Raw genomic sequence first — 22204 nt, 5'->3', positions numbered from 1 at the left:
TGTCCTCCTTGTTATCCAAAAATCGATTCCATGACGCGTTTTTCCATCTTACGAATGCCCCACACTCCGATGACGAGATAGACGAGGGACAGGGCTGCCATATGAAACAGCTGTGGTGAAACAGCATGCAGCGGCGCTCCTTGAATCACACATTGCCGAAACGCATCCAGCGCAGGCGCGAGCGGCATGATGAGACCGAGCGGTTGCAGCCATTCAGGCAAATATGGAATCGGAAACGTGACTCCACTGACAAAGGCCATCACGGCAAACAGCGTGTTTTGTGTGATGTACGTATCGCGGAACCAAAGCATGAGACTGCCCAATACGAGCGCTTGGCAAAAGAAAGCCCCTGTAGACAATATCCAGACAAGAACGGCGCTCCATACGTTCGTATGAGAGAGCGTGAGTCCAAACAACGCCCCTACAAACACAATCACCGAAAATTCGAACAAAGTACGCATGAGTTGTTGGGCGACATTCCCCAAAAAGTACCCCCTGCGCAAGGAAGGGGTGAGCAAAACAGCCTCCAAGGTCCCTTCCCGAAGCTCCGTAATGAGTGAGCGGCTGACATTCATCAAGGTCGAGACGGCGAACGCATAAAAAGCTCCGCCGAGGATGGCGTACGACAAGTAATCGGACGAGTCGGTGAAATGTGCGAAATTCTCGTCCAACTGTCCGGCAAAAACATAGTGATAGGCGAAGAAGGCGAACAGCACCGTATACACTCCGGAAAAAATGTGGCCGATGACAAACGACCACGGATAGGCACGAATCATAACGCGGGTATTGCGGATAAAGGTAGCTTTGGCGACATGAAACACGTTATTTCCTCCGTTCTGGGGGATGTGATGAAGTAGGTGGAGCGAGAATTCCGGGAACAGGCATATCGATGAACTCATGCAGATCGACGGCGAGTTGTTCCAGCCGTGATGCAATCGCGCGGTAAAACACATACCGTCCCCGCCGTTCACTCCAGATAAACCCTGTGTCTACCAACAGATTCAAGTGCTTGTTGACGGCAGGCTCACTGATGTTGTGCAGGTCAGCCAACTGCTGCGTGCAGTAAGGATGAGCCAATAACGATTTGAGAATCGCTGTCCGCGTCGGGTCACTGAACACCTTCATTTTGCTGATAAAGTCAGCGGGAATCACCGAGGTGGCTCTGGTGCCGGGAACGTCAACGGTTAAGCACACGGAGATATGGTCGTCGTAAATGCCTAGCAACAAATGCGGCGAGACAAACGTTGAGACACGCAAATGGATACGAGCCAGCTCCGAATAGCCAAATGTGTACGTTTTTGCCTTGTGAAATTGCAAGAAGTCTTCGTGCACCTTCAAGCGCGGGTGTACCTGCGACAAAAACGGAATCGGATCAAGCTTGATCTGCTCTTGTGCTTCATGTACGGCGCGGATGAGCCACGGTTCAATCCGCCGTTCTTCTGCCTGGAAAAAAGGCAGGTAGTCGTAGCAAAACTCCAGAAAACTGCGCTTGGTCGAGAGCGGATGGCGCAAAAGCTCCCGATGCTCCGGTTTCAGTTCATCAAAAATCTCGTCCGTACGCCCTTGCATCCAAGCGTGAAGTTGTCTGGGATGATAGACAGGACCGATCATGAGCTGGGCAAACTCACCGGCATCCATTGCCTGTACACGCTCCAATGCGGCCTCGACAGAATGCTCAAAGCACTCCTCCCAAGGTGCCAGGAAGTCCATGGCATCAAGAAACTGATTGGACATGGAACTAAAATAGTGAAGCTTTTTCAAGAGCGGCGTAGGTAAAGCAGTGAGCAACTCCTCCGCCCAATGCAAGCGGGAGGTGTGATGCGCAGGCTTGGCAAGCACATGGAGACTTAAGAAAAACTCATAGCCGGGTATGTATGCGACGTGAAGATGCTTACGCAGCCAGTCAGGCAAATCTTGCATCGAGCATCCTCCTTTCTCGTTCAATTAACCATTTGGTGAATTTAATTTGGGAGTGGGCAAAATTGAAGAAATTATGCCGGAGGGGCATCCCGATGTCAAGAGAAAAAGAAAACAACCACGGCTAACGGGTAGCACGTGGTTGTGGGACAGAATTACGTCGCAGAGAAACGAGAGCCGAGCGTCTGCACGGCTTGCTGCATCGCTGTCAAATCGGCTTCGGGAAGCGACTTTTCCTGGTAGCGATATTGCTGATAGTAACGTGTGATGCGAGCGACTGCATCCAGTTGACCTGCATCTAGCAAGGACTTTTCGCGCAGCCGATTGAAAAACTCTTGGGGTGTCTCGTGCAGCTCGATGGGCATGCCTTGCTTCTCCATGAGGACGAGAAATTGATAGTAGGCGTACCTAGTGGGGTCATCCTCTGGACCAACAGGCTGTTTGAACCATTTGGCAGAGCCATCTTCTGTGCTTTCTTCACTGGAAGAGGGAGGAACAGTGGTCAATACGGTATTTTGTACAGCCGCCACTTCTTTTTCTAGCGTAATCGTCCCCTTGAAGCGCTTTTTCCATATGTACCGGCCGAGCAGGATCACACAGGCGAGGATGAAGGCAATGATTAAGTATGGCTGTAGAACAGAAAAGAGTGGTTCTCCGAGCTGTATCTGCACACTGGGGTTATCTGGTTTTTGTCCTGTATTTTCCGTTAATAACTGAATCGCTGCTTGTTTTTGGCTCGCCCTCTCGTACAAGCGTTCAAACAATTCCACAATGAAAATAAGCACAGGCTCAAAGAGCGTATACAGACCATCGCTGACAGGTCCTTTAATCCAACTCCAGATCCAATAGATGAGACCAAGTACGATAGAACCGACAGCCAAATAACCTGTGATCAAAAGAAAACGAGTGCCAAGCACTTGACTGCCGAGTAGCATGCTAATGCGAACAGGCAGCCTCGTAGAAAGTGATCCTTCCCGCAGTACAAACGCCCCAATCGCCACCCAAATATAGCTGAGAGTAATGAGGACAAGCATGGAAAAAGAGGCTGCGAGCGAATAGGAGCCCGGGTCAACGATGGAGGTGTAAAGTACCGCTAACACAAGCTGTATCAGGCCCGCCATCAGTGCCAGAACAAATCTGCGTTGCAGACTGTCATGTCGATAACCTTCCGATGCAGCACTTTGTACTCTCCAAAAATAAACAGCAGCCAATACAAGCGCGATGAGCCAGGAATCGTAGAAGTAGAAGCTGCCGATTCCTATGATAAACACAATGGGATACAGCAACAGATGAAGCATCAAGCGACCGCCACCAGCATGGTACAACCAGCTCCCAGCCATGAGCAGTGGCGCTGCGACTAGGCAAAACGAGAGAAGTTGACCAAAGCCTGCTGTCATATACCCAAACAAGATCAGGAAAACGCCCGTCAGCATGGCCTCCAGCCAAAACGCGAACGTCCAGCGCCCCATCAAGGAGAGTGTCATCCCATCATCACGCTCCTTTTTTTCAAGCGAGCATGCTCAAAACGCTGGATGATGACAGGGTCAGAAGAAACATCCAGCACCGCAACCTGATGACCGCGTTGAACAAGGCGCTCCGCGGAGGCTTGTACGGATTGGTCCATTCGTGGTGTCACAATGAGAATGACTTCCTTCCCATGGGTTCCCTCTAACCGGCGAAGAACAGTCGTCAGTGGCGTTGTCACAAAATGATGCATTTGCGCCAGTTGAGTCATGACGTGCAGGTGGTGCGCCTTGCCACTTCCCGCAGGCAAATGAAAATGCTCACGTCCTCGTTGCTTCACGGTGAGGTACAGCTCGTATCCGACTGATTTTCTCCTGCACTGGCCAGCTAAAGCCGCAAGACAGGAGATCGTCCGTTCATTGGTGGTATCGTTATACTTTTGCATCATCGGTTCATAGGAGGGCAGGATATGCCCGACGATTTGCCAGTTCGGATGGGCTGTATACTCAAAAAGACGCGTCTCCAGTGAGCCTGTTTTGGCGGTTGCCTTCCAATGGATGTGCTTGAAACGGTCGCCTGGCATATACGACCGAACGCCACGCTGAAAAGTGACATCGTCTAGTTGGCGCTGACGAGAAATCCGATTCCCATCTGGTTCCGTTTCACCAAGCACAACAGGAGAAAGAGCAAGAGGCAACGGATAGACCAGCAAGGAAAAGGAAATCGACAATGTCATAGCGGTAGGCTCCTCGCCCAATAACGGCAATGTCTCGGATTGCACATCCGTCAGCCAGACCGTGCCTCGCTTGTTCGGGATGAGAATCAAGGTGCGTGTAGCACTTTGTCGCATCGGCAGATCAAAGCGCAGGCGAACGCTCGTCCGATGATTGAGGAGTCGCACCTCGTCTGCACCTTCCACCGAGACATGCTCCGGCAATGTGAAGCGAAGCCAGGTAGCAGGCAAAGGCAGCCACGAACGATTGTGCAAGCGAACTGTAATGTGCACGGGGGTCCCTGACAGGACGCGCGTTTGATCACTAGACCATTCGAGTGATACCCATTTGGACATGGATTTGACCCACCAGTCTTGTGCAGCGGGGAGAAAAAAGAAAAAGCCCCCAAACAGAAAGAAAAACCAGTGGCCGGAAAAAACGGCGAAGAGTAGCAAGACAAAACCGATTACGTGAAAGGTTTGCTTGGTGATCATAGCGCTACACGCTTTCTTCGACGGGAGCGGGGACGCTGGTCAAAATTTGCTCCACGACTTCCTGCTCCGTCACATGCAGCTCTGCTTCCATGGAGAGGCGAATGCGGTGAGCTGCCAGACTGGGGAACACCACTTTCGCATCATCCGGCAAGACATAAGTACGACCAGAAACGAACGCGTAAGCCTGGGCGGATCGCAACAGGGCGAGCATGGCACGCGGACTGATGCCCACCTCGACAGAACGATGCTGGCGAGTCGCTTCCGTCAGATCGATGATATAGTCTTCCACCGGTTGACTGACATGAACGGTCGTGACCTCGCGTTGCAGAGCCGCAATTTGCTCGACAGTGATGACCGGCTCGACGGCCTCTAATGGGGAGCCACTGCGGAATCTCCGCAAAATTTCTTTGGCATCCTCTCGCGTACCGTAGCCAAGAGACAGCTTGAAAAGGAAGCGGTCCAGCTGTGCTTCCGGCAGCGGATAGGTCCCTTCCGATTCAATCGGATTTTGAGTCGCAATGACCAGCATGGTCGATGGAAGTGGCAAGGTGACGCCTTCGATCGTGACCTGGCGTTCCTCCATGCATTCCAGTAGGCCGGATTGAGTCCTGGGAGTGGCTCGGTTTATTTCATCTGCGAGCAAGACATCTGCAAAAACAGGTCCCTTGCGCAGTTCGAATTCACTTGTTCGCTGATTGAATACGTGTAGACCGACGACATCAGATGGCAGTAGATCCGCAGTAAATTGCAGGCGGTTGTAAGAGCCGCCAATCGCTTGCGCCAATGTTTTAGCAAGCACGGTTTTTCCCATTCCGGGCAAGTCCTCCAGCAATACGTGACCACGGGCGAGCAAGGCCGTTACCAATAGGCGGATCTGACTTTCCTTGCCCACGATAACGCTGCTGATAACATGCTGAAGGTTATCCAATGTCGGATGAGTCATGAAAATTCTCCTTTCCCATTCAAAATTTAGGAGCCATACGGTTTTTATTATATAGGGAATATCCTGTTATTTACAAATTTTCGAAATAATATTCCCCCCAGCGCGGCGAGCACGATGACGGCACCTACAGAGATGTAAAGAGGGCGAATCCCTACCTGATCGCTTAGCTGTCCGCCAAGCCAAATACCGACGGGCATCGTCGCACGCACGATGAGCAGGCGGACAGACAGTACACGCCCCATCAACTCGGAAGGAACGTGAAGCTGATACAAGCTTGTGCTATGTACTTGGAAAAAAGGAGCAAACAGACCAGCCAGTAGTTCGATGGTGATTGCCAGCCAGATGTCATGGGTAAAGCCTATCGCAACAAAGCTTAAGCCACCTAATACCAGTGATCCCAACATGATCAGGGGCTGACCAAGGCTGTTACGGAAGCGTGGTACGAGCAAGGAGCCGAAGAAATATCCCAACGGATAACCAGCCAAAAACAAGCCTACATGAAACGAGGTGCCTTGTAGCTCGCCGACTACAAAAGGCAGGTTTAGTACGAGTGTGACTCCGACAGCAAATTGGACGAGAGCTGAGTACAGGCCAAGCCAGAGTAGAAGGGGCTTCTGCCAAAAGATCGCAAGACCAGCCTTAAGCATGACAAACCACGATTGCTTCTTGCTGGCAGTATCTGCTGGGGCGATTGGACAAAGAACCAGAAAGAAACCGCTGAGCGCATAGCTGATCGCGACCAATGCGAGTACTGACTCGCCGCCGATACTGGCTACGAGAATCCCAGCCAAAGGAGGACCTGTAATCAAGGCAATGCGCAGGACACTATCCAAATAGGCATTGGCTTGGAGGAGCTGCTCTCTTTTGACCAGAACAGGGAGGAGCGATTGGCTGGCTGGCACATATAGCGGTTGAACGAGACCGTTGATCAAGGCAGTGAAATACAACGGCCAGAGCGATTCTGTCCCGGAAGTAATGACCACAAAGGACAAACAAAACGCAGCAGCTCGCATCCATTGAGAAAAAAGCATGACACGCTTCTTGTCGAATCGGTCGATGTACGGTCCGGCTACCAACTGAATAGCGAGCGACGGTATGAAATACAGCAGCCACATCTGTCCGACCGCACCTTGTGAGCCTGTTGCCTGATAGATTAACCAGCTATTGGCGAGGGTACCGAGTGAGGCCCCGAGTTCGGAAATGAGCTGACCAAAAAGAATCCAGCGATAAGAACGCTGCTGCCAGACAGAGGCTTGTACCGCAGTTTGGTTCATGGGGCGCTCCTGTCCAGGAATTCATCCCATATCAGGGGGAGCTTGTCCAGAGTATGACGGCGGAGTCTGTAACGGGAGCCGACTGTTTCAACGAGATGGGCAGACCGCAGCATGGACAGGTGATGGTGCACTGTCGATTTTGCCATAGAGAGTTGCTCTGTTATTTCTTGCAGACTCAGGTCCTTTTCCGCGAGCATTTTGACCATGCGCAGCCTGTGCTCATCTCCGAGTGCTTTTAAGGCTTGCACCAGTGAAGGGGGTGGCTGATTTGGATCTACAGCATCGTGCAAATTTTCGTCGGCAACAGGGTAATAAAAAATTTTCGTCCCGACAGCATCGGCCTGTACGGTCCACGGGCGATAGATTGCTTGTGGGATCAGCAGTACGCGTGTTACGGCAGGTTCAGGGAGGTAGCTCGATCCCGTCGCATACTCCACCAAGGCTTCCGGGGTGAGCTTCCCTAGCTTGTTTTGCTTTTGCGACCAATCACGTTCTAGCATGCGAACGATTCTTTCCTCATGCGGCTTGATGTGGGTGCCATACCAGCCTTCCATCAATCGGAGAATATGACTCCGCAGCTCTTCTGCATCAACGAAAGTAATATGTCCGATATACGATTCAAAAAAGAGGTGCGCGCGGCACGCTTCCTGTAAAGCGGCGCAATCCTCCTTGCTTCCTTGTGCAGCCTTCCAACGTGCTTCTTGCATATTCTCACCTAAATAAGGGAGGGCCTCGTATCGGAGCTGTTCTGTTGAGAGCTCTCTGACATACGAGAGAAATGAATCCAGATCAGCGAAAGGGCAAAGATCGAGCAGTTGCAAAAGCGTCTTCCACGTGTTGTGCTCCTTCGCATAGTCGACCTCTTGCCGTACAGAAGGCGATAGCTCGTCCAACAGTTGACGCCAGTAGGCAGGAGGGTGTTCCATCGTGTGATGCAATTGATCGTAGGTAGCGGCAGCGATTCCCAAGGCAGCTTCGAATAAAGGAGAATACGAGATCTCCACGCGATACGTTGTCCGTTCACTTCCGATGTTCAAAACTTTCACGTCTATTCATCCTTCCAAAATTTGTACATAATTATGTATTTTATAAATAACGAATGTAAAATTCAATATTTTTCGAACATGAATAGAAAAATAATAAAGAAGAATCATAAATCTCTACCCAGAGAGATCATGATTCTTCTTTCTTTTGAAGGTTTTGGTTAACCTACCGTGGATAATTGCAACGCACGCTGCAATGCCTGCTCCAGATCAGAAATGATATCGTCGATCGATTCTGTACCGACGGAGAGGCGAATAAGTCCCGGAGTCACTCCGGCTGCTGCCTGCTCTTCTTCTGTCATCTGCTGATGTGTTGTGCTAGCTGGATGAATGATGAGTGACTTGGAGTCCCCGACATTTGCGAGATGGGAGAACAGCTTCACGGACTCGATCAACGTTTTTCCTGCCTCAACGCCACCGCGAATTCCAAAGGTCAGGATCGCGCCAGCACCTTTTGGCAAATATTTTTGTGCCAACTCACGCTGGGAGTCTGACTCGAGTCCTGGATAACTCACCCACTCTACGGCAGAGTGATTGGCGAGGAATTGGGCTACTGCCAAGGCGTTCTGGCTATGCCGTTCGATGCGCAGATGCAGTGTTTCTAATCCTTGCAGGAACAAGAAGGAATTGATCGGGGCGACGGCAGCACCAATATCGCGCTGGAGCTGGACGCGCGCCTTGATAATATAGGCGATCGGACCGACTGCCTCTGTATAGACAACGCCATGGTAGCTTGGGTCTGGTGTAGTCAGACCTGGGAATTTTCCGTTGTTCCAGTCAAATTTTCCAGAGTCTACGATAATACCGCCAATTGCTGTTCCGTGGCCGCCGATGAATTTGGTGGTGGAGTGCACGACAATATCGGCCCCGTGCTCAAAAGGACGGCACAAAATCGGAGTCGCGAAGGTGTTGTCTACGATCAAAGGTACGCCATTTTCGTGGGCAATATTGGCGATCGCCTCAATATCAGCGACATCAATGCGTGGATTTCCGATCGTCTCGCAAAACACGGCTTTTGTCTTTTCATTGATATAGGCACGGAAATTTTCCGGATTGGATTGATCAGCAAAATGAACGTTGATACCGAGGCGGGGAAGCGTGTGGGCGAACAGGTTGTAGGTACCGCCGTAGAGACTGCTGGAAGCGACGATCTCGTCTCCTGCATGCGCAATATTTAAGATGGCGAATGTAATGGCAGCTTGCCCGGATGCGGTCGCCAATGCACCAACACCACCTTCGAGCAGGGCAACACGCTTCTCAAATACATCCTGGGTCGGATTCATGATGCGTGTATAGATGTTCCCAAACTCTTTTAACCCAAACAGATTGGCTGCATGCTCCGTATCGCGGAAAACGTAGGAGGTCGTCTGATAGATCGGAACAGCACGTGAGCCTGTTACAGGGTCAACCTCTTGCCCACCGTGTACCGCAAGCGTTTCTGGCTTCCATTGTTGTTGATCGGACATGTTCATCTCTCCTTCTACTATGAAATCGACTAATAAAAAAACGGAGCATTCTCCTGAGAAGAAGAAGGCTCCGATCATGCACGGGCTTGTGTTCATCTCTCAGAATCACTGGATTCTGCAGGAATTGGCACCATGCAGCTAGTCTGCTGGTTGCCGGGCTTCGTAGGGCCTGTCCCTCCACCGCTCTTGATGAGAAAAGTTGTTGTCGTAATTGTATGAAAATAAAACCTTGCTGTCAATGTGGAATATGTAGTTATCAGGGAGGTTTTTATGTATATATGGATGAAAGGTGTTTCACTCATGCCATTAATTTGTAACGCTTTTGTCTCAAGCTGTTCACATCCCGTGTGGCTACTGCCACAGCGAAATAGGAGATAATGGTAGAAAATAGGGAGCATAGATGCAGGGTAAAGCCAAGTGCTCTTCGCGTTAGAAAAGTAAAAAAGCGTGTGATATCATGGAGGTGGTTACAACTGATCTGATCGTACATATAGGAGGATAAATAGCGATGAGCCATGAAGTAAAGGAAATGACACCACAAGAGTTGTTGGAAAAGCTGGAAGCCAAAGAGGAGCTGCAAGTCATTGATGTGCGTGAGGTCGATGAGTGGAATGCAGGTCACATTAAAGAGGCGAAGCTGATCCCACTCGGCTTTTTGCCACATCGTATCGATGAGCTGGATAAGAACATTCCGATTGTGATGGTTTGCCGTAGTGGTGCCAGAAGCCATAATGCTACAGCGTATTTGAGTGCACAAGGATATGACGTGGCGAATATGGTTGGCGGCATGCTCGCATGGCCAGGTGAAGTAGAACAGTAAGAAGTGATAGAAACAGTGTGAATGCCTCCCGCGTGTAATCAGGAGGCATCACGCATGGGACAAGCAGGGAGGAAGCAACCCATGAGTGAAGGAACACAATTGCAGCAGGAATCTGGGATGAAAAAACATTGGTTTCCTGTGTTAGCTGGTATTATCCTTTTGGCTATCGTCGGAGTATTTGGTTATAAGTACATGACACAAGAGAAGATCGAAGTATTGAAGCCCATCGCAGACTTCACCTTAGACAACAGTAACGGAACAACCTATACATTTAATGAAAGTGCTGGTAAGGTACGACTGGTTGAGTTTATGTTTACCAAATGCCCGGATATTTGTCCGGCTACCACGTACAACATGGCCAAGCTGCAAGATCAGTTGAAGGAAAAGGGACTGTTTGGAGACAAAGTAGAGTTTATCTCCATTTCCTTTGACCCTGATAACGATACGCCAGAAGTCTTGCAAGAGTACGCAGCCAAGTTCAAGGCAGATCAGAGTGGCTGGAAGTTCCTGCGCGGTGACGCTCAGGCTGTAGAGAAAGTGACGAAGGATTTTGGTATGATGGTCATTAAGGAGCCAGATGGTTCTTATTCCCATACGGCTCGCATGTTCCTGGTGGATGGAGATGGAAACATGCGCCGCGCGTACGGGATGGCAGCTAACATGGAACTGGAAGTCATGATGAAAGAGATGGAACAGCTCGCTGACTAGCGAGTCTCCTCATAGGAGATGTTTACGACTTCTTCTGTCTGATTCACAAATTCAATATGAACGAGTAACGCCCACCTGCGATTGCTTTCTTGAAGCAAGAGCTTAAACGTCTCTTCTGACGTGGTGGGCGTTTTTTGTTTTCGTCCGACGTGCAGGTAGTCCACAATTTGAGCGTTTGGATATCGCTTCATCGTTTCCTGCATCGCGAGCCTGCCCCATTTTGCATAGGGAGGCTGGGCATAGGTAGGAAACGTCTGAAATAGAAGCAGGAAAAGTACGGGACAGAGAAGGGGCATCATGTTCCGATAGCGAAATAGGCGACGAGCGGTTAGCATTTGCTGATCCCTCTCCTTTTCGAAATGGTTTGTCATGTATTTTGAAGACTTTTCGGAATATCATTCGTAGAAAATAATGACAATGAAGTGAGGGAGGTTTTCGATGCATTACTTGCTGATTCCCTTATTTGGCGTTCCTGTTTTGGTGGGGGTTCTCGCTGCAATATTCCAAAAGCCTCCTTTCTGGAAAAATTGGGGGCCCACGATTGCTTCAGCCATATTGATTTACGGAGGTTGCTTCGCTGCGAATGTACATTGGCAAATGAAGTATGGCATTCCGGTGTTACCTACGGCGGCCGACTTGGAGCTATTTTTATACTTTTGTATCCTGTTGGTGTTTGTTTGTATCCTCATGTATATTGGCTTCTTGATCACGATGAGAAAACAGTTTTGGAAAATGAACCTCGTTTTTCTATGCACAGCCATTGGCATGTTTAGCTTTTTTGCTGCTGCCTTTTTAGGCATGGGACCCTTTTTGAAAAAAGCGGAGTACGTCACCGTTGTGCAAAAAGCAAAAGACAAGTGGAAAGCGGCGAAGATGGACAATGAGAAGCCCATTGATCTCGCCATCGTATACAGCAGACAAGATTGTACCAAAAATTGTGCAGGGTATCCGTATACAAGTCTAATCCTGGTACGGAATCAGTCGGATCAGCCGATGGAGATTGATTTGAAACTGCGATTGCAAAACAAAAGTGGCGCCGTAGTAAAAGAAATCGAAGCCGTACCACTAAAGCTCTCTTCAGGAGAAATTACGGAGGTATGGACGGGCGATTCCTATGCAAAGGACGACTTCTGGGCGAGAGCCAGTGTCGTTACCGATGAAAGAGTTGCTGATTTGGAGTATCAGTATTCCATTATTGACCGAAGATGAATGTGTGGAATAGACAAGACTGTGTGAAACGAACGTCATACGTTGTGATATAATAAGAATGGCATGCTTGGTTCGGATTCCCATAATCATGCACGACGATGTTAGGAGGAAAGAGTTTGAGCGACGTTAAGATTTTCGCGATGGGCGGCCTCGGCGAGATCGGAAAAAATATGTACTGCGTCGAGTATGAGGACGAAATCATCATCATTGACTGCGGGGTGAAATTCCCTGAAAATGAAATGTTTGGTATTGACCTGGTTATCCCGGATGTTTCCTATTTAGTGGATAACCAGCACAAGATTAAAGCACTTTTGTTAACGCACGGACATGAGGATCACATTGGTGCGATTCCTTATATTTTACGGCAAATCAAGGTGCCGATTTACGGTGGTCGTCTGACCCTGGGCTTGGTCAAGGCGAAGCTGGAAGAGCACCGTTTGCAAAATGAAGTGAAGCTGATTCCGATTTCGGAAGATACGGAAATTCCTTTTGCGAAGCTGAAGGCGACATTCTTCCGGACGAACCACAGTATCCCTGATTCTTTGGGAGTTGTGCTCCATACACCAGAGGGAATGGTCATTCACACAGGTGACTTCAAGTTTGACATGACACCAGTCGGACAAACAACGGAGTACGGAAAAATTGCACGCATTGGTGCGAGCGGTGACGTTTTGGCACTTTTGTCTGATAGTACGAACAGTGAGCGTCCTGGATTTACGATGTCAGAGAGAGCGGTAGGGGAAGGGATTCTCGATGTGGTACGCAAAGCGCGTGGTCGCATCATTCTGGCTACCTTCGCTTCCAACGTACATCGCCTCCAACAGGTGGTAGATGCTGCGGAGCAGTGCAATCGCAAAGTGGCGGTTATTGGCCGCAGTATGGAAAAGGTTTTCTTGATTGGACAAGAACTGGGCTATATCCAGATGCCAGAGGGCATGCTGATTGATATTAAGCACATCGACAACTACGCAGACAACCAAGTGCTGATTATTTGCACAGGCAGCCAAGGTGAGCCGATGGCAGCGTTGACCCGGATTGCAGCCGGTTCGCATCGTACCGTTTCCATTTATCCGGAAGATACGGTGATCATTTCTGCATCTCCGATCCCAGGAAATACGATTAACGTAAGCCGCACGATAGACAAGCTGTTCCGTGCGGGTGCCAACGTAGTATTGAGTCACGAATTTGATATTCACGCATCGGGTCATGGAAGCAGCGAAGAGTTGAAGCTCATGCTCAACTTCATTCGTCCGAAATATTTCATCCCGATCCACGGGGAATACCGGATGCTCAAGACTCACTCCAAGCTGGCCCAACAGGTTGGGATCGAGGAGAGCAACATCTTTATTATGGACAACGGCGAAGTGCTGAATTGCAACCGCGAAAAAGCGTGGCTCAGTAAAGTACAAGCAGGGATTGTCCTCATTGATGGCAGTGGTGTCGGCGACGTTGGCAATATCGTCCTGCGCGATCGCAAGCATTTGGCTGAGGATGGCTTGATGGTCGTGGTTGTCAGCCTCGATATGAAGAACTTCAAAATTTTGACGGGCCCAGATATCGTGAGCCGTGGCTTCGTATACGTACGAGGTTCGGAATCCTTGATTCAGGAAGCGACACAGCTCGTTCGTGGTCGTTTACAGGAAGCATTGGATAAGAAAATCAAAGAATGGTCTGAGCTGAAGTCACAGATTAATGAAGTGATTAAGCCGTTCATTTACGAAAAGACAGGCCGTAATCCAATGATTCTTACCATTTTGATGGAAGTGTAGCTCCTGCTTTCTCGGGTAGGTGTGATCGGGTTATAATAATAAGTAAGTTGAACTTCGTGATATAAAGGAGAGGTTGCCCAATGATGTCTTATGAAGCATATATGAGCCAAGTAATTCAACCGATGCGCGATGAGTTAACTCGCAACGGTTTCCAAGAGCTTCGCACTGCTGAAGAAGTAGAGCAAGCACTGCCAAATGCAAAAGGCCTGACACTTGTTGTCGTGAACTCGGTTTGTGGCTGCGCAGCAGGACTCGCTCGTCCAGCAGTTGTACATTCCTTGAATCACGCTACAAAGCCAGATAACATCTTCACTGTATTCGCAGGTCAAGACAAGGAAGCGACTGCAAAAGCACGTGAGTATTTCGAAGGCTATGCACCGTCCTCCCCATCCTTCGCGATCATGAAAGACGGCAAAATCATGACCATGGTTGAGCGTCATCAGATCGAGAACAACGAACTGGCAACAATCGCTGGCCTGTTGACCAATGCTTACGACACTTACAAATAAGAAGTATGAAACATCACGAGGCGCTCGGCAACGGGCGTCTTTTTTGATGGACTTGGTGTTAGTAATCGTTTGAAATGGGGCTGTAGTGAAGAGAAGAATATTTCCAGTCTAGGCTCCAGGCTCCGTCCATCTGAGGGTTAAGACTGTCCGCCTCCGAAGGGATTCGCGGGGAAACGCAAAAGTGGTAGCCGCTACGCCGTATGGGCACGGTTGCGTTTCTGTTGCCCGCGAATCCCTTCTCCGCTCGGTAGGACTCCACAAGTCGCTACGCCTGGAAATATTCTTCTCTGTCGTTACTGAGGACATTTCTTCATTCTTTTAAATCTTTAAAAGCCCGTTTAAACAGGGAAAGCTCGTAGAGGAAACAGGAGAAAACAGCGAAGATCTTAGGGACACCGACCGAGACAGAATGCAAAAAGCGAAACACGCCCTTAAGCGTCCACCTCTGAAAGCACATCCTGAAAGGACCACTTTGGACGCGGTTTCGCTTTTTGCATGGAGTCGGGCAGTCAATCCCCCAGTGGGTGGACCTAGAATCTGAGCGTTTTCTCCTGTTTCCTCCCCAACACTACTCCCAAACTTAAGTTTATTGGGATTGATTTCCTCTTATTATTATACTAAAATGTTTAATAAGTATAACGATAGAGGGGGAGAGAGAATGAGGAAGCTGGTAGTGATTACAGGCGTGACCCGTGGTTTGGGCAGAGAAATGGTCGAGCGTTTTCACGAAGCAGGCTGGACGGTTGCAGGCTGCGGTCGTTCGGAGAAAGAGGTACAAGGACTGCGTCAGCAATTCGGAGAACAGCATCATTTTTCTGTCGTCGACGTTTCGGTAATGGAGCAGGTGGAAAAGTGGGCAGAGGAAATCAAAGTCGAGGTGGGCGTTCCCGATTTGTTGATTAACAATGCCTCCATTATAAACCGGAATAGCCCTGTCATTGGGCTTGCGGCAAGTGAGTTTTCGAGAGTGATGGACATCAATGTAAATGGTGTTTTCTATGTCATTCGTGCCTTTTTACCGTTTATGGTTCAGCGCGCAAATGGCGGAGTCGTCGTAAATATCAGCTCGTACTGGGGAAGACACGGGGAAGCGTTTTTATCGCCGTACTGCGCATCGAAGTTCGCCATCGAAGGATTGACGCAATCATTGGCAGCCGAATTACCTGAGGGAATGGCAGCAGTGGCGCTTGATCCAGGAGGCAGTATCGATACCTCCATGCTCCAATCATGCTCGCCAGAAGAGGTGGACACTGCACCGAATCCGGCAGAGTGGAGCCGTGTAGCGGTACCTTACATCATTGGCCTTGGTCCGCAAGACAACGGAAAGTCGCTCACCTGCCCACCAGTGAGAAACAACTGAAGGTCGTTGCCATTGTTTCATCATGCTGTCGAGAATGTCCTCGGCAGCTTTTTTGTTATGAAAAAATCTCCCGTCAATGGGAGTATTATTGATCGATTATTTCACTTACATAAAGTTTTTCAAAAAAAGTTGCGATCTTTTTCCACCATTTTCCGTCGTACTAAGGTGTACAAGCAAAAAGGCAATAGCTGCGCAGCGTACCTTTTTGAACCTGTAGCCCTCGATACAGGTTTTGATATGGGGAGGAAAACAGATGCAGGACGACAGGCTGATCATTGAGGAGGTCCTCCAAGGAAACAAAGAGGCGTATTCTCAGATCATACAAAAATACAACAAAAGGGTCAGGTTGCTCATTCGCAAGATGATCGGACAGCCGCATCTTGAGCAGGACATGGCTCAGGAGATCTTTATCAAGGTGTATTACCATTTGGGTGACTACAGCAAAAGCTACGAATTTGGTGCCTGGCTCTACAGGATCGCCACCAATTATTGCTTTGATGAGCTGCGTAACCGGAAACGATCGATTCCGGTTGCAGAAGCAGAGATTGAACTGGCTACCAGTCATACACCTGAACTCGAGTACCTTGCGAAAGAGCAGAAAGTCTTTTTGCAAAATCGAATGATGACCCTGGAGTCCAAATACCGCGTCGTCCTGGAACTGCGTTACCTCCAATTTTTGAGCTACGAAGAAATTAGCGAGGAGCTGGGTGTTCCCATCAGTACGGTGCGAACACGTCTTTCCAGAGGCAGGGCCAAGCTCAAAAATGCCATTACAAATTCGGGGAAAGGAGGGGATCTCTACCTATGACATGCTTGGATAAATTTATGCTAAACGCGTATCTGGAAGACAAGCTTTCTTTGCGAATGCAACAAAACATACAGCGTCATCTGGATACATGTGGTTCGTGTCAGAGCAAGTTTGAACAATATTTGGATGAGCTGGATAACTCCGATGATGAAGCCGAAGATGTATGGCAGACGGGGGCAACCATCCAAAATGTCATAGACAAGCTCCCCGCATACCCGATGAACGTGCTCAAACCCATACAAAAAAATCCAGTTCAAATAAATTGGAAAAAGCGGAGTGTGGATATTGTGAAGAAAACTACGATTGCAGTTGCGGGATTGGCTATGGTTGTCACATTCGGAACAGCAGTTTCTCCTACGTTTGCGAGCTATATGAATGGGATTTATGCGTCGATCAATCCGAGCGAGGTAACGATAACAAAAGGGCCATACAATGCGAAACAAGTAGTTGACCTGTTTGATAAAAAGCAGACAGACATTGGCGTGAAGAAAGCGGCAGAAAACGGCTTTGTACAGCCGCTTGACATGAAGGTGACAGACCAAGGTCTGACCATGGAAATCAGTGCGGTTGTAGCAGATCCCTTGCGTATCATAGTTCTGGGCTCTGTAACGGACTCGTCAGGCAAAAAGATTCCTTCGTTCTGGAAGGATGAGTTCACGTTCATTTCAAGCGACAATGTGAATGAATTCAGGGAAGTTCGACTGAAAGATAAAAGTGGCAAAGTAATCAAACGATTAGATGATCAATCGGAATTGCTGAGGTGGCTGCCGCTGCCGAACGGTGAAAACTTCGCCTACGGCTACGGAGGCGGTCTGGGCGCATTCTTTAATGAAGCGAATCCAATGCCGGACGAATTGATTTTGGAAATGCGCGTGAAGCGCCTGACAGATACGAAAGGCACGTGGAATTTCGATATCCCGATTGATATGCGACCAGCAAAAGCAGCCATGAAAACAGTAGCGTTGAACAAGGAGTTAGAAACGCCAACAGGGGCAACAGTAGAGCTAAAAGAAGCACGCTTCTTTCCTACTGCTACGCAGCTAGAGTTCTCAAACAGCCATCCGAATGAGAAAGTAGTGGAGGGTTTTCGTTACGAGCTTGTCGATGAAAAGGGTACTGTAGTGGGCAAATGGGATGATATGATTGAATCCGATGAAATCAACAGCACGCTCAATATCATAGGCATGAGCCATGGCGCGTCGATTAACTTCACAGAGAAGTGGCAGCCAAGTACGAGTTTTGTCCATACGTACATGCCGCTGGACCCTGCAAAAAACTTGACAATGAAGCTCGATGCTGTCTATACAGGAGAGAAAGTCTCTTCTCAAACTAAGCTATCTCTTGCTGAACTGGAGAAAGGTCCGAAAAAAGTGGATGTAGCTGGGAACCAAATCACGTTTCAATCGATCGAAATGGAAGTTGATGAGGAGGATACCTCATTCGATATTCCATTGGAAGCCATTCTGGCCAAAGATATTGTGGGGCTTCCAGAGCGATGGACGGTGAAGGACGAAAACGGGAATGATGCCGAACTAGTATGGTTAAGGGTCAACAAAAAAGAAAACCAAGATGGTACGATAAAACTCGAAGGGAAGTTAGAAGTGCGCTTTGAGAAAAAAGATGTGAAGGAAATATCAGTTGTGCTCGATCGTGTAATAAAAGAGAACAAAGTCGATTGGGAAGTGCCAATCAAGGGAGAAAAGAAGTAGTGTAATGAACAAGCCGCTCGGTCCTGTAAAAGGATCGGGCGGCTTCTTTGCAGTTTAAATCAGTATTTAGCTTCAATCTCAGTTCGGTTTTCCCGATGAAAATAAGCATGTAACAGACAGAGCAGGACCGAACCCGCAGAGACAAGCGTTGCCAAGAACAGGGTTGGATTAATTCCACCTTGGTCGTACATGAACCCCATAGCCAAAGGCCCCAGCAGTCTCCCGCCAGTTGTGATCGCCCCTACGACTCCCAAATAAAACGGTGCATTCTCCCCAGTTTTTTCCGATATAAAAGTAGGAATAGTGGGCGAGATGAGCATTTCTCCAAATGTAGTGATAACCATTCCGACAACAAATGCGTAATAACTACCGTGGTAGGCGAGCATACACCCAAAACCGACAGCATACGCGATAGCACTAACGACGAGTTGAGCAGACAAGCTCTGATTCACGAGCCGCTTGATCCAGGACGTGATGGGTTGCCCAGCAAAAATGATGATACCGTTGATGGTCCACAGCCAGCTATATGAAGACAGAGGCATCCCCTGCTCGGTAATATAAGGAGCGACGCCTGTGTTCCATACCGTATTGGAAAAGAAAATGAGTGCTGCGCCTAATGCCATAAACAAGTACAATTGGTAGCGTAATAACAGGGTAAAGTTGTTTTTCTCGCGGTGTTTTTGCTTTTCTTCCTGTTGCTCTCCGACCAGCTCTTGATGAGAAATATTCTTCATAAAAAGGAAGAAGAACAGGGCAAACAATAAGGTGCTCGTACTGTTGAACCAAAAAGTAAGCTGGAAGGATAAAGTGGCAATGACTCCAGCCAACGCGGTACCGATTGCCATCCCGAGGTTGTTTCCGACATAGACGATGTTAAACAATTCTCGACGCTGTTCTTTCCAGCGAAAACCGATAAATGCCTGAATGGCAGGAAACGACAGGTTGAACGTAAAGCCAAGCCCCATCATGAGTATCAGGTAGACAGGCCAGCTCTGAACGAAAGGAATGGAAAATTGAATAAGTCCTTGAATAATCAATGCGCCGACAATAAGACGCTTGGCACCTAGTCGATGAAATAACGATCCGCCGATGAATTGGCCAAAGATTCCGGCCAGAGATTGGATCATCAAGACGAATCCAGCTTCTGTCATCGAGCGTTGCAAAATGGTATGTACGTATAAGGTAGTAAGTGGCCACATGAAGGCGCTCCCGGAGGAGTTAATGAAGCTGGCGATGAGGAAGAAAATGGCCTCACGTGGATAGCGATTGAGGAAAGCTGATGGTGATATCACGCGAATACACCCCTTACCATTAAGGATAAGAATAGTATAGCGAACATTCTAAACTTTGTAAATTAAAATGTATATAATGTCACAGGTACCCAAATAAAGGCTGCTCCACTTTTGTCGAATTCGAGTATACTAGACAAAGTGGAGAGATGACATTAACTGAGGATATAGAGAATAAAGGTGGACTTTATGAAAATATGGAAACGAGTGTTGCTTCTTTTGCTTGTCGTGATGGCTACGACAGCTGGATACTACGGATACTCTTTTTATCAATTTGCTCAAAATATTCAAGAGCCTAACATCGCACCGCCTAGTGGTGGGAATCCCACCAAAGCAGCAGAAATACCAGAGTGGGATGGCAAGGAACGTGTTAATATCCTGCTGATGGGAGTAGACCGCAGAGGAATGAAAAATAACGGGCTTCCTCGTTCTGACTCCATGATGCTGGTCAGCATCGATCCTACGGGGAAACGTTATGACATGTTTTCAATCCTGCGTGATACGTATGTAGATATTCCCGGAAGAGGTAGCTCGCGGATCAACTCTGCGATTGTAGAGGGTGGACCTGAGCTGGCAATGGAAACGGTTAGTCAGTTCACTGGAATTCCAGTAGATCGTTACGTGATTACTGACTTTGAAGGCTTTAAGGCTCTGATTGATGCAGTGGGCGGAGTCGAGATCGATGTAGAAAAAAATATGTATTATCATGACCCGACAGACAAAGGTGCGTACGATATTAATCTGAAAAAGGGTCTGCAAAAGCTGGATGGAGACAAAGCCTTGCAATATGTTCGTTTCCGTCATGATGCGACCTCCGATTATACACGGACAGAGCGTCAGCGGAAATTAATGACGGCAGTCGTCGATCAGATGAAGAATGGTACGACGCTGATGCAGCTTCCTACGATTTTGAAGGAAGTAACACCATATGTGCAAACCAATATTAGCTCAATGGACATGCTGAAGCTGTCTTCACTCGGATTAAAATTGAATACGTTAGAGCCAGGCAATTATCAATTGCCGCCAATGGGGATGTTCCGTGAATCGCACCGCGCAGGCTCCGTTCTGGTTCCAGATGTCGATCAGGTTCAGTCGTTTGTCCAAGAAAAAATCGCACCTCCTACAGAAGCAACAGATCAACCTGTGGGAGAAAAGAAAAGCAGCACGCAAAACTAAGCGTGCTGTTTTTTTGTGTTTTTTAGGAAAGACTAACCATGATTTTCTACGTGCTGAGGTGACAGTGTCGATGGATCGGGAGAGTGCACGCAATTGGTTTACACATACGAGCGACTTGGTCACTGAACATATCGATGAGCCTGAAGACCGCGTGCGACTTTTCTATTTATCGACCATGGCGGATGCCAAGGTTGTTTACAGTGAGCTCATTCCGAAGCTACGTGAGATTTGTTTGGAAGAAAGCGGAGTGGAGGAAATTGCTCGGCACCTAGGAGCGTCTAGCAGCAACCGGGTTTTTGATGAAGGGGAAGCCATTGAACGTTTACTCAGCGGTCATATTGTCATTCAAGTGGAGGACTCGTCCTACGGCTTGTCGTTCCCTAGTGATGGCACGGTTGGCAGAAGCATTCAAGCGCCCGAAATCGAAACCGTTGTACTAGGCCCACAGATCGCCTTTGTAGAAGAACTGAACGTGAACATCTGCATCATTCGCAAATATATGTCTACCCCAAGGTTGTTCCATGAACGATTGAGCGTGGGAAAAAGAATACCGATGAATGTATCAATACTGTATTTGAGCGGGACGGCCGATGAGGAAAATGTGAATACGGTGCGTCAACGGATTGATGATCTGGAATTGGACACCACTCTGGATTCTACCATACTGGCTCAGCATATCGCAGACAATGAGAAATCATTATTTCCTACTCTTCAGCAAACAGAGCGTCCAGACCGTGTCATACACGGTTTGCGCCAAGGACAGATTGCCATACTCGTGGAGGGGAGCCCGTTCGCTTTGCTCGGGCCAACCACCCTCTTGCAATTTTTTCAGTCGCCAGATGACTATTACTTGCGTTGGAGTCTTGCTACCTTCAACAGGCTCATGCGCATCTTTGCCATGATTTTGTCCCTGATGCTGACACCGATTTATGTGGCAGCTCTGACCTATCATTACGAGATGATTCCGGCTGATCTGTTGCTTTCGCTCGCGCAATCGCGCTCTCGGGTACCTTTTCCACCACTGTGGGAGGCCATTTTGATGGAGCTGATCATTGAGCTTTTGCGGGAAGCGGGAGCGAGGCTGCCGACCAAGGTCGGTCAGACGATTGGTATCGTGGGCGGTATTGTTATCGGACAAGCCATCGTTCAGGCTGGATTCACCAGCAATATCTTGATTATTATTGTTGCCCTCGGGGCTTTGTCATCCTTTATCGCGCCTAGCTATATGATCGGTTCTACAATCCGGGTGGTTCGTTTTCCGATGATTTTGCTGGCAGGTGTGCTGGGTGCATTAGGCATTGTAGTCGGATTTAGCTTTCTAGCTAGCCATTTGCTACGTCAGACTAGCTTGGGGCGTCCGTATATGTACCCTATATATCCCGTCCGATTTTCAGATTGGAAGGATGGCTTTATACGCGCTCCCTTATCCTCCCTTTCGGAACGCCTCAAGTTTTTTAATCCAAAACGAATATCGCGTTTTGACAGAGACAAAGCCAAAGAGAAGAAAGACATTGACGAGTAAGCGAGGCGGCT

At 48.5% G+C, this 22204-nt stretch carries 20 protein-coding genes and 1 riboswitch; of the genes, 10 read left to right on the top strand and 10 right to left on the bottom strand.

The genetic code is table 11. From position 1 onward, the window contains the following. Window positions 1-11: 11 nt before the first annotated feature. The 8 genes from C7R92_RS15305 to C7R92_RS15270 all read right to left on the bottom strand — a co-directional run bounded on the left by C7R92_RS15305 (window position 12) and on the right by C7R92_RS15270 (window position 9314). Entirely contained in the window at window positions 12-821 is an 810-nt protein-coding gene (locus C7R92_RS15305; protein ID WP_106834847.1) for an ABC transporter permease, read from the bottom strand. Window position 822: 1 nt separating this feature from the next. Then, window positions 823-1920: an ArsR/SmtB family transcription factor gene (locus tag C7R92_RS15300; protein WP_106834846.1), complete on the bottom strand. Its 1098-nt coding sequence runs from the start codon at window positions 1918-1920 to the stop codon at window positions 823-825. Between the two features lie 152 nt (window positions 1921-2072). Beyond that, window positions 2073-3401, bottom strand: a complete 1329-nt coding sequence (locus C7R92_RS15295) for a DUF4129 domain-containing protein (protein WP_106834845.1) — start codon at window positions 3399-3401, stop codon at window positions 2073-2075. Then, a complete protein-coding gene (locus tag C7R92_RS15290) occupies window positions 3398-4588 on the bottom strand; it encodes a DUF58 domain-containing protein (protein WP_106834844.1) in 1191 nt (396 codons plus the stop codon). Before C7R92_RS15290 ends, C7R92_RS15295 begins: the two co-directional genes overlap by 4 nt. Before the next feature lie 4 nt (window positions 4589-4592). After that, window positions 4593-5531 carry an AAA family ATPase gene (locus tag C7R92_RS15285; RefSeq protein ID WP_106834843.1) on the bottom strand — a complete coding sequence of 313 codons (939 nt, stop codon included), beginning with the start codon at window positions 5529-5531 and terminating at the stop codon, window positions 4593-4595. 47 nt (window positions 5532-5578) lie between these two features. Continuing rightward, window positions 5579-6805, bottom strand: coding sequence for an MFS transporter (locus C7R92_RS15280; protein WP_106834842.1), 1227 nt, complete (start codon window positions 6803-6805; stop codon window positions 5579-5581). Continuing rightward, entirely contained in the window at window positions 6802-7851 is a 1050-nt protein-coding gene (locus C7R92_RS15275) for an ArsR/SmtB family transcription factor (protein WP_106834841.1), read from the bottom strand. The genes C7R92_RS15280 and C7R92_RS15275 overlap by 4 nt, the downstream gene beginning before the upstream one ends. 158 nt (window positions 7852-8009) lie before the next feature. Further along, window positions 8010-9314, bottom strand: coding sequence for a homocysteine synthase (locus C7R92_RS15270; protein WP_106834840.1), 1305 nt, complete (start codon window positions 9312-9314; stop codon window positions 8010-8012). An 89-nt stretch (window positions 9315-9403) separates the two neighbouring features. Continuing rightward, window positions 9404-9510: riboswitch (SAM riboswitch) on the bottom strand. Between the two features lie 312 nt (window positions 9511-9822). On the opposite strand from C7R92_RS15270, the gene C7R92_RS15265 reads away from it, so the two are divergent. Together C7R92_RS15265 and C7R92_RS15260 are read left to right on the top strand one after the other, a co-directional pair. Further along, a complete protein-coding gene (locus C7R92_RS15265; RefSeq protein WP_106834839.1) occupies window positions 9823-10134 on the top strand; it encodes a rhodanese-like domain-containing protein in 312 nt (103 codons plus the stop codon). Window positions 10135-10215: 81 nt separating this feature from the next. Next, window positions 10216-10842 (top strand): SCO family protein, encoded by a 627-nt coding sequence (locus C7R92_RS15260; RefSeq protein WP_244195753.1) that lies wholly within the window; start codon window positions 10216-10218, stop codon window positions 10840-10842. Here the strand turns inward: C7R92_RS15260 and C7R92_RS15255 are convergent. After that, window positions 10839-11177, bottom strand: coding sequence for a YqzG/YhdC family protein (locus tag C7R92_RS15255; protein WP_106834837.1), 339 nt, complete (start codon window positions 11175-11177; stop codon window positions 10839-10841). The genes C7R92_RS15260 and C7R92_RS15255 overlap by 4 nt on opposite strands. 103 nt (window positions 11178-11280) lie before the next feature. Here C7R92_RS15255 and C7R92_RS15250 point away from each other — a divergent pair, with 103 nt between their 5' ends. The 6 genes from C7R92_RS15250 to C7R92_RS15220 all read left to right on the top strand — a co-directional run bounded on the left by C7R92_RS15250 (window position 11281) and on the right by C7R92_RS15220 (window position 18206). Next, window positions 11281-12051 carry a hypothetical protein gene (locus C7R92_RS15250; RefSeq protein ID WP_106834836.1) on the top strand — a complete coding sequence of 257 codons (771 nt, stop codon included), beginning with the start codon at window positions 11281-11283 and terminating at the stop codon, window positions 12049-12051. A gap of 98 nt (window positions 12052-12149) precedes the next feature. Continuing rightward, window positions 12150-13820 (top strand): ribonuclease J1, encoded by a 1671-nt coding sequence (rnjA, locus tag C7R92_RS15245; RefSeq protein WP_106834835.1) that lies wholly within the window; start codon window positions 12150-12152, stop codon window positions 13818-13820. Window positions 13821-13900: 80 nt separating this feature from the next. Then, a complete protein-coding gene (locus tag C7R92_RS15240; protein ID WP_007721164.1) occupies window positions 13901-14329 on the top strand; it encodes a BrxA/BrxB family bacilliredoxin in 429 nt (142 codons plus the stop codon). 658 nt (window positions 14330-14987) lie between these two features. Beyond that, on the top strand, window positions 14988-15689 hold the full coding sequence (locus tag C7R92_RS15235) for an SDR family oxidoreductase (protein WP_106834834.1): 702 nt from the start codon (window positions 14988-14990) through the stop codon (window positions 15687-15689). A 253-nt stretch (window positions 15690-15942) separates the two neighbouring features. Then, a complete protein-coding gene (locus tag C7R92_RS15225; protein ID WP_106834832.1) occupies window positions 15943-16497 on the top strand; it encodes an RNA polymerase sigma factor in 555 nt (184 codons plus the stop codon). Further along, window positions 16494-18206, top strand: coding sequence for a DUF4179 domain-containing protein (locus C7R92_RS15220; protein WP_106834831.1), 1713 nt, complete (start codon window positions 16494-16496; stop codon window positions 18204-18206). The genes C7R92_RS15225 and C7R92_RS15220 overlap by 4 nt, the downstream gene beginning before the upstream one ends. Window positions 18207-18265: 59 nt before the next feature. On the opposite strand, the gene C7R92_RS15215 is transcribed toward C7R92_RS15220, so the two are convergent. Then, window positions 18266-19498, bottom strand: coding sequence for an MFS transporter (locus C7R92_RS15215; RefSeq protein WP_106834830.1), 1233 nt, complete (start codon window positions 19496-19498; stop codon window positions 18266-18268). 186 nt (window positions 19499-19684) lie between these two features. On the opposite strand from C7R92_RS15215, the gene C7R92_RS15210 reads away from it, so the two are divergent. After that, a complete protein-coding gene (locus C7R92_RS15210; RefSeq protein WP_106834829.1) occupies window positions 19685-20671 on the top strand; it encodes an LCP family protein in 987 nt (328 codons plus the stop codon). 70 nt (window positions 20672-20741) lie between these two features. After that, a complete protein-coding gene (locus C7R92_RS15205; RefSeq protein ID WP_106834828.1) occupies window positions 20742-22193 on the top strand; it encodes a spore germination protein in 1452 nt (483 codons plus the stop codon). Window positions 22194-22204: the final 11 nt, after the last annotated feature.

This window comes from Brevibacillus porteri (assembly GCF_003013475.1).
GTDB lineage: Bacteria > Bacillota > Bacilli > Brevibacillales > Brevibacillaceae > Brevibacillus > Brevibacillus porteri.
Note: the sequence above shows the minus strand (reverse complement) of the source record. Positions and strands in the feature narration are given on the sequence as shown.

Coding starts and splice junctions, on each gene's coding strand:
- C7R92_RS15225 (WP_106834832.1), top strand. CDS start 15,943: ATGCAGGACGACAGGCTGATCATTGAGGAGGTCCTCCAAGGAAACAAA.
- rnjA (WP_106834835.1), top strand. CDS start 12,150: ATGTTAGGAGGAAAGAGTTTGAGCGACGTTAAGATTTTCGCGATGGGC.
- C7R92_RS15210 (WP_106834829.1), top strand. CDS start 19,685: ATGAAAATATGGAAACGAGTGTTGCTTCTTTTGCTTGTCGTGATGGCT.
- C7R92_RS15250 (WP_106834836.1), top strand. CDS start 11,281: ATGCATTACTTGCTGATTCCCTTATTTGGCGTTCCTGTTTTGGTGGGG.
- C7R92_RS15280 (WP_106834842.1), bottom strand. CDS start 6,805: ATGAACCAAACTGCGGTACAAGCCTCTGTCTGGCAGCAGCGTTCTTAT.
- C7R92_RS15300 (WP_106834846.1), bottom strand. CDS start 1,920: ATGCAAGATTTGCCTGACTGGCTGCGTAAGCATCTTCACGTCGCATAC.
- C7R92_RS15255 (WP_106834837.1), bottom strand. CDS start 11,177: ATGCTAACCGCTCGTCGCCTATTTCGCTATCGGAACATGATGCCCCTT.
- C7R92_RS15265 (WP_106834839.1), top strand. CDS start 9,823: ATGAGCCATGAAGTAAAGGAAATGACACCACAAGAGTTGTTGGAAAAG.
- C7R92_RS15205 (WP_106834828.1), top strand. CDS start 20,742: ATGGATCGGGAGAGTGCACGCAATTGGTTTACACATACGAGCGACTTG.
- C7R92_RS15295 (WP_106834845.1), bottom strand. CDS start 3,401: ATGACACTCTCCTTGATGGGGCGCTGGACGTTCGCGTTTTGGCTGGAG.
- C7R92_RS15270 (WP_106834840.1), bottom strand. CDS start 9,314: ATGTCCGATCAACAACAATGGAAGCCAGAAACGCTTGCGGTACACGGT.
- C7R92_RS15235 (WP_106834834.1), top strand. CDS start 14,988: ATGAGGAAGCTGGTAGTGATTACAGGCGTGACCCGTGGTTTGGGCAGA.
- C7R92_RS15240 (WP_007721164.1), top strand. CDS start 13,901: ATGATGTCTTATGAAGCATATATGAGCCAAGTAATTCAACCGATGCGC.
- C7R92_RS15220 (WP_106834831.1), top strand. CDS start 16,494: ATGACATGCTTGGATAAATTTATGCTAAACGCGTATCTGGAAGACAAG.
- C7R92_RS15285 (WP_106834843.1), bottom strand. CDS start 5,531: ATGACTCATCCGACATTGGATAACCTTCAGCATGTTATCAGCAGCGTT.
- C7R92_RS15260 (WP_244195753.1), top strand. CDS start 10,216: ATGAGTGAAGGAACACAATTGCAGCAGGAATCTGGGATGAAAAAACAT.
- C7R92_RS15290 (WP_106834844.1), bottom strand. CDS start 4,588: ATGATCACCAAGCAAACCTTTCACGTAATCGGTTTTGTCTTGCTACTC.